The sequence below is a fragment of the Pseudomonas sp. LAIL14HWK12:I10 genome, from assembly GCF_900184205.1.
GTDB lineage: Bacteria > Pseudomonadota > Gammaproteobacteria > Pseudomonadales > Pseudomonadaceae > Aquipseudomonas > Aquipseudomonas kermanshahensis.
In genome coordinates, this window is sequence record NZ_FXWU01000004.1 from 369,909 (window position 1) to 384,433 (window position 14,525).

Genomic DNA, 14,525 nt, shown 5'->3' on the forward strand with positions numbered 1-14,525 from the left:
GGGCCGCAAAGCGGCCCCATCAGTGATCCAGCGCCTGCTGCAACGCCACCCCGGCCCCCAGCAGCCCCGAAAACTCCGCCGTCACCAACCACACCGGCACCCCGGCAAAATACCCACTCATGCAGCCCTTGTCGGCAAAGCTCGCGGCAAACCCACTGCGCAGGAACAGCTCGGCAAACCGAGGGATCACCCCCCCGACAATATAAACCCCACCGCGCGCGCCCAAGGTCAGCACATTGTTGCCCGCCACGCGGCCCAGGAAGCGGCAGAACTGCTCGACCACCGCCAACGCCCGCGGCTCACCGCCCAGGGCGGCATCGGTAATCTGCGCCGGGGTCTTGTGCCGCGGTGTGTCGCCATCCAGCGCGCACAGGGCTTGATACAAGCGCACAAGGCCTCCGCCACTGAGCACGGTCTCGGCACTGACATGGCCAATCTGGCTGTGAATCTGTTGGTGGATCGCGGCCTCGCGGGCATTGCCCACCGGCAGGTCGACATGCCCACCTTCACCGGGTAGCGCCTGCCAGTGCTGCTCGCCAAGGCGCAGCAGGCTGCCGACACCCAGCCCGGTACCGGGCCCGATTACCAGCGCAGGCCGCAGCGGGTCGGCATGGCCAGGGCACACCTCGTGAAACTCGCCCGCTTGCAGGCGGGTCATGCCCAGCGCCATGGCCGAGAAGTCGTTGATCAGCATCAGCCGCTCGACCTGCAGCGTGTTGCAGAACGCACGGCGGCTCAGGCGCCAATGGTTGTTGGTGAAGCGAAACTCATCGCCATCGACCGGCCCGGCCACCGCCAGGCACACCGCCGACAGGCCACCCCGGGCAATGCCCTGATCCTTCAGGTAGGCCTCGATGGCCTGCTCAGGGCTTGTGTAGTCCGCGGTGGCGAATACCTTCACCTGGTACAGCTGGTTGTCACGCCACAACGCAAAACGGGCATTGGTGCCACCGATGTCGCCAACCAGCAAGTCCTTCATTTGAGGTTCTCCAAAGCCGAGGTAAAGGCGCTGGCGCCCTGCTCGGCCGGGCTGAACGCCATGCGCATGAAGCCGAACAGCTCGCGCCCGCAACCCAGGTCATTGCCTTGGGGGGCGGGTGGCAGGTCACGGCTGGCCAGTTCTTCGGCCGATACCTTCACCTGCAGCGTGCCGGCGACGCCATCGACCCGCACGATATCACCCTCGCGCACGCGCGCCAGCGGGCCGCCATCGTAGGCTTCGGGGCACACGTGGATGGCGGCCGGGATCTTGCCCGACGCGCCCGACATGCGCCCATCGGTCACCAACGCCACTTTGTAGCCGCGGTCCTGCAGCACGCCCAGGAACGGCGTCAGCTTGTGCAGCTCGGGCATGCCGTTGCAACGCGGCCCCTGGAAACGCACCACGGCGACGAAGTCGCGCTCCAGCTCACCAGCCTTGAAGGCATCGGCCAGCGACTGCTGGTCGTGGAAGATCCGCGCCGGGGCCTCCACTACCTGGTGTTCGGGGGCAACGGCGGAGACTTTCATCACACCACGCCCCAGGTTGCCTTCCATCACCCGCAGGCCGCCTTCGGCCGAGAACGGCCGCGCCGCTGGGCGCAGAATGCTTTCGTCCAGGCTCTGCGTCGGCCCTTCGCGCCAGACCAGCTTGCCGTTGTCGAGGAACGGCTCTTGGGTATAACGGCGCAAGCCATGGCCTGCCACGGTGTTGACGTCTTCGTGCAGCAAGCCGGCATCGAGCAGCTCGCGAATCAGGAAAGCCATACCGCCGGCGGCCTGGAAGTGGTTGATGTCGGCCTTGCCGTTGGGGTAGACGTGAGACAACGTCGGCACCACTTCGGACAGGTCGGCCATGTCTTGCCAGGTCAACTGGATGCCTGCCGCCTGGGCGATCGCCGGCATGTGCAAGGTGTGGTTGGTGGAGCCGCCGGTGGCGTGCAAGGCGACGATCGAATTGACCAGCGCCTTCTCGTCGACGATCTCGCCCAGCGGCATGAAGCTGCCGCTGGCCTTGGTCATACGCGTGACCTGCTGCGCCGCCTCGGCGGTGAGCGCGTCACGCAATGGCGTGTAAGGGTTGACGAACGAGGCGCCCGGCAGGTGCAGCCCCATCACTTCCATCACCAGCTGGTTGGTGTTGGCGGTGCCGTAGAAGGTGCAGGTGCCTGGGCTGTGGTAGGAGTTCATCTCCGATTCCAGCAGTTCTTCGCGGCTGGCCTTGCCTTCGGCGTAGCGCTGGCGCACGTCGGCCTTCTGCTTGTTGGAGATGCCCGACAGCATCGGGCCACCTGGCACGAAAATGGTCGGCAAGTGCCCAAAGCGCAGCGCACCCATCATCAGGCCGGGGACGATCTTGTCGCAGATGCCGAGCATCAGCGCGGCGTCGAACATGTTGTGCGACAGGGCAACAGCGGTGGACATGGCGATCACTTCACGGCTGGCGATGGCCAGCTCCATGCCCGGCTCGCCCTGGGTCACGCCATCGCACATGGCCGGCACTCCGCCGGCGAACTGGCCAACCGAGCCGACGTCGCGCAGGGCCTGTTTGATTTGTTCGGGGAAGTGCTGGTACGGCTGGTGGGCCGAGAGCATGTCGTTGTAGGCGGAGACGATGGCGACGTTGGCCGCGTTCATCAGGCGCAGGCTCTGCTTGTCCTGCGCGCCGCAACCGGCGACGCCGTGGGCGAAGTTGGCGCACTGCAAGCTGGCACGCATGGGTCCGTCACTGGCCGCGCCGCGAATCAGCTGCAGGTAGCGTTCACGGGTGGCACGGCTGCGTTCGACCAGCCGTTGGGTGACCTCAAGGATGCGCGGGTGCATGTACTGGACTCCAGGCTAACTGTAGGGGCGGCTTACCAGGCATTTCCCCTCCAAACGATTGCGACCTAGGCTCTAGGAAAGGGCCTGGAGGTCTCGCTGGGGTGGCCTGCCCGACCACTCGTTGTATGTTTAAACAAAATACTGCCACTAAAAAGGCTTGTTTTCTATCTGATAGTGAATAATCTTGTAATTCCAACAACAAAACCGTTTCAGTGAAGCCCCTTTGTGCCACAGGCCTCACTCGAACCGCCAGAGGTAATGCCATGACCCTTCGCATCGCCATCAATGGATTCGGCCGCATTGGGCGTAATGTCCTCCGCGCACTGTATACCCAAGGCTACCGCCAGGACCTGCAGGTCGTCGCCATCAACGACCTGGGCGACAGCGCCATGAACGCCCATCTGCTCAAGTACGACAGCGTGCACGGCACCTTCGACGCCAGCGTCGAAACCGATCATGAAAGCCTGACGGTCAATGGTGACCGCATCGCAGTCAGTGCCATCCGCAACCCGGCCGAACTGCCCTGGAAGGCCGAAGCGATCGACGTGGTGTTCGAATGCACCGGGCTGTTCACCGAACGCGCCAAGGCCGCCGCACACCTGGCCGCTGGTGCTGGCAAAGTGATCGTCTCGGCGCCAGCCAAAGGTGCCGATGCCACCGTGGTGTACGGGGTCAACCACGACGTGCTGCGCGCTTCGCACCAGATCATTTCCAATGCCTCCTGCACCACCAACTGCCTGGCGCCCATCGCCCAGGTGCTGCACCGCGAGTTCGGCATCGAGCAGGGCCTGATGACCACCATCCATGCCTACACCAACGACCAGGTACTCACCGACGTCTACCACAGCGACCCCTACCGGGCGCGATCGGCCACCCAGTCGATGATCCCGAGCAAGACCGGCGCCGCCGAAGCCGTGGGCCTGGTGCTGCCGGAGCTGGCCGGCAAGCTGACCGGCATGGCGGTACGGGTACCGGTGATCAACGTGTCGCTGGTGGACCTCACCGTCAACCTCAAGCGCGAAGCCAGCGCCGACGAGGTCAACCAACTGTTCCTGGAAGCCAGCCGACATTCCAGAGTATTGGGCTACAACGCATTGCCTTTGGTTTCCTGCGATTTCAACCACAACCCGTTATCGTCGATCTTCGATGCCAACCATACCCGGGCCAATGGGCGGATGCTCAAGGTGCTGGCCTGGTATGACAATGAATGGGGGTTCTCCAACCGGATGCTGGATAACTGCCTGGCGTTGTGCAGCGCCCAGTAACCCAGCGGCATACGTTTCCCTGTAGGAGCAGCCTTGTGCTGCGAAGAGGCCGGTACAGCCCAGCATTTTCGGTGCGTCTACCGGCCTCTTCGCAGCACAAGGCTGCTCCTACAGCGGGAGGCGCTAGGTTGGATTAATCACAATCTTTACCATTTCTAAACACTTCCAGACTTGACCTTTGGTACAGATGATAAGCATTATCATTAACCTTTCGTCGGCCAGGTCCCCCCGTGAGTCAGTCCCGGTTCAACTCCGTCTTCCTTGTCCAACGCCTCACCCTGCTGCGCACCCTGCAACGCATGGTGGGCAACCCCAGCACGGCCGAGGACCTGCTGCAGGAAACCTATCTGCGGGTTTCCCGTGCCTTGAGTGAGCGGCCCATCGATCATATCGAACCCTTCGTGTTCCAGACTGCGCGCAACCTGGCCCTCGACCACCTGCGCGCACGCCGGGTGCAAGCACGCATGTTGGTCGATGACGTGCCCGACGAGGTGCTGCACAGCATTGCCGCCCCTGCCAGCAGCAGCGAAGACGCCGCCCACGCCGAGCAGTTGCTCGAGCACCTCAGCGTCAGCCTCAACCAACTGAGCGAGCGCCAGCAGCGCATCTTCATCCTCAGCCGCCTGCACGGCGCCACCTACCTGGAAATCGCCGAGCAATTGCACGTCTCGGCCAGCACGGTTCAGAAGGAACTGAAACTGATCATGGCGATCTGCATGGGCGTCGCCGACCGCCTCAAGTGAAACGACCACCGGCCCGCCATGCAACGCAAAGCGCTTGCCACACCCCGCCTTAGCCTTGATCATTCGTGAATAACCCTTTCAAGGATTCACCGTGACCGACCACCCCGCCCCTCGCCCGTCACCCGCCGGGCTCAATGCCCGTGCCCGTGCCAGGGACGAGGCGCTGGACTGGCTGGTACGCCTGCAATGCGCCGATGCACAGGACACCCAGGCCTTTGAAGCCTGGCTCAGCGCCGCACCGGAAAACGCCGAAGCCTACGTTGAAGCAGAAGCGCTGTGGAACGGCATGCCGCTGCACCAGGCTGCCGTGCAACTGCATCAGGGCCAGCGTCGGTCGTTGCGCGGGCGCCTGCGCAGCCACTGGAAGCCCTTGGCCACCGCGGCAGTGCTGCTGGTCGGCCTGTTCACCCTCGGCAACCTGCCCATGCGCCTGCAGGCGGACCACCTGACCGTGGTCGGTGAGCGCCAGCGCCTGCAACTGGACGACGGTGCAAAAGTGCTGCTCAACACCAATTCGGCGTTTGCCAGCGACCTGCGCGAAGGGCGTCAGGTGGCCCGTCTGCTCCAGGGCGAGGCCTACTTCCAGGTCCCTGAAGGCGGGCAAGTGCCGCTCGAAGTGCAGGCCGGCCCTTTGCGCGCCCAGGTGCGTGATACCGACTTTGCCGTGCGTTACCTGGACGGCGAAGCCCAGGTGCGGGTCCAGCGCGGTGACGTTGACCTGCAGGCCTCAAGTGACCAGCGCATCCGCCTCAGTGCCGGCGACAGCATCAGCGTCGGCCCTCAGGGCTTTGGCCAGAGACAGCGCGCAGACATGCAAAAGGACCTGGCCTGGGTCGATGGCCGCCTGGTGTTCGAGAACTGCCCGTTGAGCCAGGTGCTGGCCGAGGTCAGGCGCTACTACCCCGGCTGGATCATCAACCGTAACGCCGGCCTCGAAGACGTCGCGGTGACCGGCAACTATCGCCTCGACCAACCGTTGGAAACCCTGCGTGCCTTAGCCCACATCACCTCTGCCCGGCTGCATGAATACCCCGCGGTGGTCATCCTCAACTGAGTGACCGCTGCATCCCTTGCCTGCGCGATAAATTATTTTTACGCGATCGCGCTGCCCCGCCCGTCTCGTTATAGCCAATGCAACTGATTCTTGTTTGAAAACAAGAACGGTCATCACCTATAACAGTTCGCGCGTCTGGGAGCGCTTTCGATGTCCACAGGTCCAACTCGCCCGTCCACACTTTCCCGCCGTACAGGGCAATTGTCCCTGCTGAGCCTGGCCCTGCTCGCCTGCGGCGCCTGCAGCCTGCCAGCCCTGGCCGCCGAACCTGCCCAGGCCAGCAGCCCGCGCATGGGCGACTATCGCTTCAGCATCGGCCAGCAGCCGCTGGTCTCGGCCATCAATGCCTTCAGCCAGGTGACCGGCTGGCAAGTCGGTTTCAGTGCCGAGTTGGCCGATAACGTGGCCTCGCCAGGGGTGCAAGGTGCACTGCCACCGGAAGCTGCGCTCAAGCGCCTGCTCAAGGGCACGGGCCTAGGCTATCGCAAGATCAGTAACGGCAATGTGGTGCTCGAACGCCAGACCACGGGCAATGTCATCGCCCTGCAGCAGGTGACTGTCAGCGCCACGCGCAGCGCCCAGGACGTCAGCCAGGTGCCGAGCACCGTCAGCGTGCAGACCCGCGAGCAACTGGACCGGCAAAACGTCAACAACATTCAGGACCTGGTGCGTTACGAGCCGGGGGTTTCGGTGGCGGGTACCGGCCAACGCAGCGGCTTGAGCGGTTACAACATCCGCGGCATCGACGGTGAGCGGATCCTCACCCAGATCGACGGCGTGTCGATCCCCGACAGCTTCTTCTACGGCCCTTACGCCCAGACCCAGCGCAACTATGTCGACCCCGAAATCGTCAAGCGCGTGGAGATCCTGCGCGGCCCGGCGTCGGTGCTGTACGGCAGCAACGCCATCGGCGGTGCGGTGAGCTATTTCACCCTCGACCCAGACGACATCATCAAACCCGGCAAAGATGTCGGCGCCCGCTTGAAGACCGGTTACAGCTCGGCCGACGAAAGCTGGCTGACCTCCGCCACCGTTGCCGGCCGCCAGGGCGACGTCGATGGCTTGCTGCACCTGAGCCAGCGCAACGGCCACGAGACCGAATCGTACGGTGGCCACAGCGGTGACGGCCTGGCCCGCACCGAAGCCAACCCGCAGGACGCGCGCACCACCAACGTGCTGGCCAAACTGGGCTGGAACTACGCCGACGACGCACGCCTGGGGTTCACCTACGAGCGTTACAAGGATGACCGCGACCAGAATATTCTCAGTGCGGTGGGTGGGCCGTTCATCGGAGGCACCACCGCGATGGGCTTCTACAAGGCACGTAACGGCAACGACACCATTACCCGCGAGCGCTTCGGCATCAACCACGAGTTTGGCCTGGATTCGCTGGTAGCCGACCACATGAAGTGGAGCCTGAACTACCAAATCGCCAAGACCGACCAGCACACCGAGGAAGTCTACGCACCACCTGGCCGTCAGGTTCTGCGCACCCGCGACACCACCTACAAAGACCGCCAGTGGGTGTTAGATGCCCAGCTGGACAAGGCCTTCAGCATCGGTGCTACCGACCATTTGCTGACCTATGGCACCACCCTCAAGCACGAGAAGGTCACCGGTTCACGCAGTGGCACTGGCACCTGCCTGGCGGTTGGCTCAGGTTGCAGCGCCGCCGGTGCAGACCGCCCGGCAGACGGCCAGGCCCTGGTCAGCGACTTCCCGGACCCGACCGTGAACACCTACAGCCTGTTCGTCCAGGACGAGATCCGCTGGAACAACTGGACCTTCCTGCCCGGCGCCCGCTACGACTACACGCACATGGAGCCCACGTTCACCGACGCCTTCCTGCGTGGCCTGGAGTCCACCGGCACGGCGCCTACCTCCCAGGACGACTCGGACAAGAAGTGGCACCGCGTCTCGCCCAAATTCGGCCTGACCTACGCCTTCAACGACAACTACACCTGGTACGGCCAGTACGCCGAAGGCTTCCGCACCCCGACCGCCAAGTCCATGTACGGCCGCTTCCAGAACCTGGAGCAAGGCTACCGCGTAGAGGGCAACCCGGGGCTTGAACCTGAGAAGAGCAAAAGCTACGAAACCGGCCTGCGCGGCAACTTCGATGCCGGCAACTTCGATGTGGCGGTTTACTACAACAAGTACCGCGACTTCATCGACGAAGACGCCGTGCAAAGCGCCAACCTGGAGCAAACCTTCCAGGCCAACAACATCAAGCACGCCACCATCAAGGGTGCCGAGGTCAAGGGCCGCCTGAACCTGGATCACTTCGGTGCACCGCAAGGCCTGTACACCCAGGGCTCGATTGCCTACACCTACGGCCGCAACGATGACACCGGCCAGCCGTTGAACACCGTCAACCCGCTGAAGGGCGTGTTCGGCCTGGGTTACGAGCAGCAGAACTACGGCGGCCTGTTGAGCTGGACGCTGGTCAAGCGCAAGACCCGCGTGGACGACACCCACTTCTACGCGCCCGACGGTTCGAGCAGCAAGTTCCGCACCCCGGGCTATGGTGTGCTGGACCTGACCGGCTTCTACAAGGTGACCGACGACGTCACCATCAACGCCGGCCTGTACAACCTTGCCGACAAGAAGTACTGGCAGTGGGATTCGGTGCGCAGCTACGACGGCCAGGGTGAAGCGGCTGTGACCCAGCCGGCCAACATGGACCGCCTGACCATGCCGGGGCGTAACTTTGGCATCAATGTGGTGTGGGATATCTGATCGCTTGGGTAGGCCTTGATTGTTGCAGTGCTTGAGATCGAGCGCCGCTTGCGCGGCGCTTCGCAGCACAAGGCTGCTCCTACATTTTTTCGGGCCAATTACTCCTGAGGTAAGGGCGCACGCAAACAGGTGTAGGAGCAGCCTTGTGCTGCGAAACGCCGCGCGAGCGGCGCTCGATCCCAAAGGCGCTACAACTCTCAAGGCCCACACCCGAAAACCCCAGTTTTTTTACTGTCCCGCCCCCGCTATTTCGTCTTGTCTCTAGACGCCCCCTTTTTCCAAGGACTGCCCCCATGACCGAACGCCCAGCCCTGCGCTCCCAGCGCCTCAACCAGATCACCCACGCCCCGCACGCCGAGCTGGATGCCCTGGTCAAGTCCCACGCGCCCTTCGACAGCCGTGAAAGCTTCGCCCGCTTCGTGGTCGCCCAGTACCTGTTCCAGTCCGAACTCAAGGCCTTGTACACCGACCCGCAACTGATCGCCATCGTCCCCGATCTGGCCGAGCGCTGCCGCGCCGAGCAGGCTCGCCTGGACCTCGCCGACCTCGACACCGAAGTGCCTGGCCCAGTGCCCGGCGCGGTACAAAATCCGAGCCTGGGCGAAGCCATGGGCTGGATCTTCGTCTCCGAAGGCTCCAAACTGGGCGCTGCGTTTCTGATCAAGCGGGCCGTGGCCCTGGAGCTGTCCGACAGCTTTGGCGCTCGCCACCTGGGCGAACCGGCCGGCGGCCGTGCCGAAGGCTGGAAACAGTTCACCCGTATCCTCGATGGCCTGGCGCTGTCGGCCGACGAAGAGGCCGCCGCCGAACGCGGCGCAGTCGCAGCCTTCGAGCGCTTCACCGAGCTGCTCAAACACGCCTATGCCGCGGATGCCGCGCTGGTCTGACACGCTATGCCCGGCCACCCCACCGGTGGCCGAACCGTTTTTTGCAGTGAGACCATGACCCGACCTGCCCGCTCGAAAATCGCCCGCCTGCTGTATGGAATCCTGGCTTACGTCAGCTTGGGGATAGGCTTGGTTGCGATCGTCATTCCTGGCCTGCCGACCACCGAGTTCATCTTGCTGGCCGCCTGGGCCGCCACCCGCAGTTCACCGCGCCTGTCTGCCTGGCTGGAGAACCACCGGTTGTTCGGGCCGATTCTGTTCAACTGGCGCAATGGGAAGGTGATTCAGCGTCGGGCCAAGGTCAGTGCAACCCTCAGCATGCTGCTGTGCGCGGGGCTGATGCTGACCTTCCTCGACCATCACTGGCCCGTGTTTCTGGCGATTGGCGGCATGACCCTGGGCAACCTGTGGATCTGGTCACGCCCAGAACAGGCCTGCCCAGCCGGCTCACAAGCTCAGCAACCCTGAATACAGGGCATACGCCGCCAGCGCAGCGCCCGCCAGCACCGCGGCAAAAATGAGCTTCTCCCACGTCGTGAACAGGGTCTGCCCCTGCTCGTGCTTGGCCCTGGCGAACAGAATCACCCCAGGGGCATACAACAGTGCCGACAGCAGCAGGTACTTGAGCCCACCGGCATACAGCAGCCACACCGCATACAGCAGAGCAACCAACGCCACCAGCAGGTCTTTGCGCCGCAACGCCGCTTGCCCGGCGTAGGTGTCTGCACGTACCGCCAACAACACCGCATACGCCGCTGACCACAGGTAAGGCACCAGGATCATCGAAGACGCCAGGTAGATCAGGCTGGTGTAGGTTCCAGCCGAAAACAGCGTAATCAGTAGAAACCCCTGGATCATGCAGTTGGTCAGCCACAGGGCGTTGGCCGGTACATGGTTGGCGTTTTCCTTGGCCAGAAAGCGCGGCATGGTCTTGTCACGCGCGGTGGCAAACAGGATCTCCGCACACAGCAACGCCCAGGAAAGCAGTGCGCCGAGCAGCGAAATGGCCAAGCCGATACTGATCAGCAACGCACCCCACGGGCCGACGATGTGCTCCAGCACCGAGGCCAACGACGGGTTCTGCAAGCCCGCCAGCTCTGGTTGGGTCATCACGCCCAGCGACAGCACGTTGACCAGCACCAACAGCGCCAGCACCCCCAGAAAACCGATCACCGTGGCCTTGCCCACATCCGAGCGGCGCTGCGCACGCCCGGAATACACGCTGGCGCCTTCGATACCGATGAACACGAACACGGTCACCAGCATCATGTTGCGCACCTGGTCCAGCACATTGCCGAACTGCGGGTTGCTCACGCCCCAGATATCACGGGTGAAGATCTCGGCCCGGAACGCAAAGGCCGCGATAACGATGAAAATCAGCAACGGCACCACCTTGGCCACGGTGGTCACCTGGTTGATGAACGCCGCCTCCTTGATCCCGCGCAACACCAGAAAGTGCACCGCCCACAGCAGTAGCGAAGCACAGCCGATGGCGATGGGCGTGTTGCCCTCGCCAAACACTGGAAAATAAAACCCGAGCGTACTGAACAGCAGCACGAAATAGCCGACGTTGCCGAGCCAGGCGCTGATCCAATAACCCCAGGCCGACGAGAAGCCCATGTAGTCGCCAAAGCCGGCCTTGGCGTAGGCATATACACCTGAGTCCAGTTCGGGCTTGCGGTTGGCCAGTGTCTGGAACACGAACGCCAGGGCCAGCATGCCAACCGCGGTGATGCCCCAGCCGATCAGCACAGCACCCACATCGGCACGCGCCGCCATGTTCTGCGGCAGCGAGAAAATCCCGCCACCGATCATCGAGCCAACCACCAGTGCGATCAACGCGCCCAAGCGCAGCTTCTGTCCCGGTTCGCTCATGTGCCTCCCTTTTTTCACCCGCTGTCATGCGTTTGAAACAGCCGTGGCGGCCATATAAAAGGCTTGATTTATATTGAATAAGGCCATAAAAGCTATAGCAGTCATAACTGCTTTGTCTATGCGATGCCTCAGTAAAAACTAGCAGCTGCCCAGCAACTAGGGAAGAAACTGTTAAAACTCGAAATTCTTGTGAAAAATTTGCGAAAGCCTCAAAAACAGCTAGCTTCAAGCATCGCAGGCCGAACAGAGCGTTTGCTCTAGAAGGACATGGAGGTGCCAGCGTGCAAGGCCTGCAGCAAAGCTGTCGGCACTCTCCAGGAGCCACGTGAAGGATTTTTCCTACTTTACGTGCCCGTGAACTGACCCAAGTCAGCCCATGGTGCAGGCGTCGGATTTACTCTGTCGTCAACTTTCTCCTGGCAGGAGTTGTTAAATGTCTGATTCATCCGGAAAACTAAAACTCGGTGCGTTAGTTGCACTGGTAGTGGGCTCAATGATTGGCGGCGGGATCTTCTCATTGCCGCAAAACATGGCGGCCAGCGCGGGCGTTGGTGCGGTGCTGATCGGCTGGGCCATCACCGCGGTCGGCATGCTGACCCTGGCGTTCGTGTTCCAGACGCTGGCCAACCGCAAACCTGACCTGGACGGCGGTGTGTACGCCTACGCCAAAGCCGGTTTCGGTGACTACATGGGCTTCTCGTCGGCCTGGGGTTACTGGATAAGCGCCTGGCTCGGCAACGTCGGTTACTTCGTGCTGCTGTTCAGCACCCTCGGCTACTTCTTCCCGATCTTCGGTGAGGGCAACACCCCCGCCGCGATCATTGGCGCCTCGATTCTGCTGTGGGCCGTGCACTTCCTGGTGCTGCGGGGGATCAAGGAAGCGGCGTTCATCAACCTGGTCACCACGGTCGCCAAGATCGTGCCGCTGGTGCTGTTCGCCCTCATCTGCCTGTTCGCCTTCAAACTGGATGTGTTCACCGCCGATATCTGGGGCCTGGGCACTCCGGAGCTGGGCAGCGTGATGAACCAGGTGCGCAACATGATGCTGGTCACCGTCTGGGTGTTCATCGGCATCGAGGGCGCGAGCATCTTCTCGTCACGGGCGGAAAAACGCGCTGACGTGGGCAAGGCCACCGTCATCGGCTTTGTCACCGTGCTGTTGTTCCTGGTGCTGGTCAACGTACTTTCGCTGGGCATCATGACCCAACCGGAACTGGCCAAGCTGCAGAACCCGTCGATGGCCGCCGTGCTCGAACATGTGGTCGGCCACTGGGGGGCGGTGCTGATCAGCGTCGGCCTGATCATCTCGCTGCTGGGGGCGCTGCTGTCGTGGGTGCTGCTGTGCGCCGAGATCATGTTCGCGGCCGCCAAAGACCACACCATGCCGGAGTTCCTGCGCCGCGAAAACGCCAACCAGGTACCGGCCAACGCCCTGTGGCTGACCAACGCCATGGTGCAGATCTTCCTGGTCATCACGCTGTTCTCCAGCAGTACCTACCTGTCGCTGATCTACCTCGCCACCTCGATGATCCTGGTGCCTTACCTGTGGTCGGCGGCGTATGCCTTCCTGCTGGCACTGCGCAGCGAAACCTACGAGCAAGCCCTGGCCGAACGCAAGAAGGACCTGTTCATCGGCGCCGTCGCCTTGCTGTACGCCATCTGGCTGCTGTACGCCGGCGGCGTGAAGTACCTGCTGCTCTCGGCCCTGCTGTACGCCCCTGGGGCCATCCTGTTCGCCAAGGCCAAGCGCGAGGTTGGCCAACCCATCTTTACCAACGTGGAAAAACTGATCTTCGCGGCCGTGGTCGTCGGCGCCCTGGTGGCTGCCTATGGCCTGTACGACGGCTTCCTGACCCTTTGACCCACGTCTTCGCACACATGGAGGAATGAACAATGTCCGCTGAAAAACAGAAGTACGGTGTCCACTCCGAAGCCGGCAAACTGCGCAAAGTGATGGTCTGCTCCCCTGGGCTGGCCCACAAGCGCCTGACCCCGAGCAACTGCGATGAACTGCTGTTCGACGATGTGATCTGGGTCGACCAGGCCAAGCGCGACCATTTCGACTTCGTCACCAAGATGCGCGAGCGCGGCGTCGATGTGCTGGAAATGCACAACCTGCTGACCGACATCGTGCAGAACAAAGACGCCCTCAAGTGGATCCTCGACCGCAAGATCACCCCCGACACCGTCGGCGTGGGCCTCACCAACGAAGTGCGCAGCTGGCTCGAAGGCCTTGATCCCCGCCACCTGGCCGAGTTCCTGATCGGCGGTGTGGCAGGCCAGGACCTGCCGCAGAGCGAAGGCGCCGATGTGGTCAAGATGTACAACGACTACCTGGGCCACTCCAGCTTCATCCTGCCGCCGCTGCCCAACACCCAGTTCACCCGCGACACCACCTGCTGGATCTACGGCGGCGTCACGCTCAACCCGATGTACTGGCCAGCGCGTCGTCAGGAAACCCTGCTGACCACCGCCATCTACAAGTTCCACAAGGAGTTCACCGGTGCCGACTTCCAGGTCTGGTACGGCGACCCGGACAAGGAACACGGCAACGCCACCCTCGAAGGCGGTGACGTGATGCCGATCGGCAAGGGCATCGTGTTGATCGGCATGGGCGAGCGCACCTCGCGCCAGGCCATCGGCCAATTGGCGCAAAACCTGTTCGCCAAGGGCGCGGTCAAGGAAGTGATCGTCGCCGGCCTGCCGAAGTCCCGTGCCGCCATGCACCTGGACACCGTGTTCAGCTTCTGCGACCGCGACCTGGTCACGGTCTTCCCGGAAGTGGTCAAAGAGATCGTGCCGTTCATCATCCGCCCGGACGAAAGCAAGCCCTACGGCATGGACGTGCGCCGCATTAACAAGTCGTTCATCGAGGTGGTGGGCGAGCAACTGGGGGTCAAGCTGCGCGTGGTCGAAACCGGCGGCAACAGCTTTACCGCCGAGCGCGAACAGTGGGATGACGGCAACAACGTGGTGGCCATCGAGCCGGGCGTGGTCATCGGCTACGACCGCAACACCTACACCAACACCCTGCTGCGCAAGGCCGGTATCGAGGTCATCACCATCAGCGCCGGCGAACTGGGCCGGGGCCGTGGCGGCGGCCACTGCATGACCTGCCCAATCGTGCGCGACCCAATCGACTACTAACGACCATACGCCC

General features: G+C 62.8%; 11 protein-coding genes. 8 read left to right on the forward strand and 3 right to left on the reverse strand.

Annotated features, from left to right (window positions below):
• Positions 1-19 precede the first annotated feature (19 nt).
• Together QOS90_RS11855 and edd are read right to left on the reverse strand one after the other, a co-directional pair.
• The gene (locus QOS90_RS11855) at positions 20-979 is read right to left on the reverse strand and encodes a glucokinase (RefSeq protein WP_085272683.1); all 960 of its coding nucleotides are present in this window, start codon (positions 977-979) and stop codon (positions 20-22) included.
• On the reverse strand, positions 976-2,802 hold the full coding sequence (gene edd, locus QOS90_RS11860) for a phosphogluconate dehydratase (RefSeq protein ID WP_085272682.1): 1,827 nt from the start codon (positions 2,800-2,802) through the stop codon (positions 976-978). The genes QOS90_RS11855 and edd overlap by 4 nt, the downstream gene beginning before the upstream one ends.
• Positions 2,803-3,065: 263 nt before the next feature.
• Here edd and gap point away from each other — a divergent pair, with 263 nt between their 5' ends.
• From gap to QOS90_RS11890, 6 genes are all read left to right on the forward strand, one after another.
• Complete coding sequence (gene gap, locus QOS90_RS11865; protein WP_085272681.1) at positions 3,066-4,067, forward strand: type I glyceraldehyde-3-phosphate dehydrogenase; 1,002 nt, start codon at positions 3,066-3,068, stop codon at positions 4,065-4,067.
• Positions 4,068-4,297: 230 nt separating this feature from the next.
• The gene (locus QOS90_RS11870; RefSeq protein ID WP_085272680.1) at positions 4,298-4,810 is read left to right on the forward strand and encodes an RNA polymerase sigma factor; all 513 of its coding nucleotides are present in this window, start codon (positions 4,298-4,300) and stop codon (positions 4,808-4,810) included.
• Between the two features lie 91 nt (positions 4,811-4,901).
• Positions 4,902-5,864 (forward strand): FecR family protein, encoded by a 963-nt coding sequence (locus tag QOS90_RS11875; protein WP_085272679.1) that lies wholly within the window; start codon positions 4,902-4,904, stop codon positions 5,862-5,864.
• Positions 5,865-6,014: 150 nt separating this feature from the next.
• On the forward strand, positions 6,015-8,603 hold the full coding sequence (locus tag QOS90_RS11880; RefSeq protein WP_085272678.1) for a TonB-dependent receptor: 2,589 nt from the start codon (positions 6,015-6,017) through the stop codon (positions 8,601-8,603).
• A gap of 293 nt (positions 8,604-8,896) precedes the next feature.
• Positions 8,897-9,490: a biliverdin-producing heme oxygenase gene (locus tag QOS90_RS11885; RefSeq protein WP_027595655.1), complete on the forward strand. Its 594-nt coding sequence runs from the start codon at positions 8,897-8,899 to the stop codon at positions 9,488-9,490.
• Positions 9,491-9,544: 54 nt separating this feature from the next.
• The gene (locus tag QOS90_RS11890; RefSeq protein ID WP_027595654.1) at positions 9,545-9,958 is read left to right on the forward strand and encodes a YbaN family protein; all 414 of its coding nucleotides are present in this window, start codon (positions 9,545-9,547) and stop codon (positions 9,956-9,958) included.
• Here QOS90_RS11890 and arcD (QOS90_RS11895) read toward each other — a convergent pair.
• A complete protein-coding gene (arcD, locus tag QOS90_RS11895; RefSeq protein ID WP_085272677.1) occupies positions 9,938-11,365 on the reverse strand; it encodes an arginine-ornithine antiporter in 1,428 nt (475 codons plus the stop codon). The genes QOS90_RS11890 and arcD (QOS90_RS11895) overlap by 21 nt on opposite strands.
• A 433-nt stretch (positions 11,366-11,798) precedes the next feature.
• On the opposite strand from arcD (QOS90_RS11895), the gene arcD (QOS90_RS11900) reads away from it, so the two are divergent.
• Positions 11,799-13,226 (forward strand): arginine-ornithine antiporter, encoded by a 1,428-nt coding sequence (gene arcD, locus QOS90_RS11900; protein WP_027595652.1) that lies wholly within the window; start codon positions 11,799-11,801, stop codon positions 13,224-13,226.
• A gap of 32 nt (positions 13,227-13,258) precedes the next feature.
• The gene (gene arcA / locus QOS90_RS11905) at positions 13,259-14,512 is read left to right on the forward strand and encodes an arginine deiminase (protein WP_085272676.1); all 1,254 of its coding nucleotides are present in this window, start codon (positions 13,259-13,261) and stop codon (positions 14,510-14,512) included.
• The last annotated feature ends 13 nt before the right edge of the window (positions 14,513-14,525 follow it).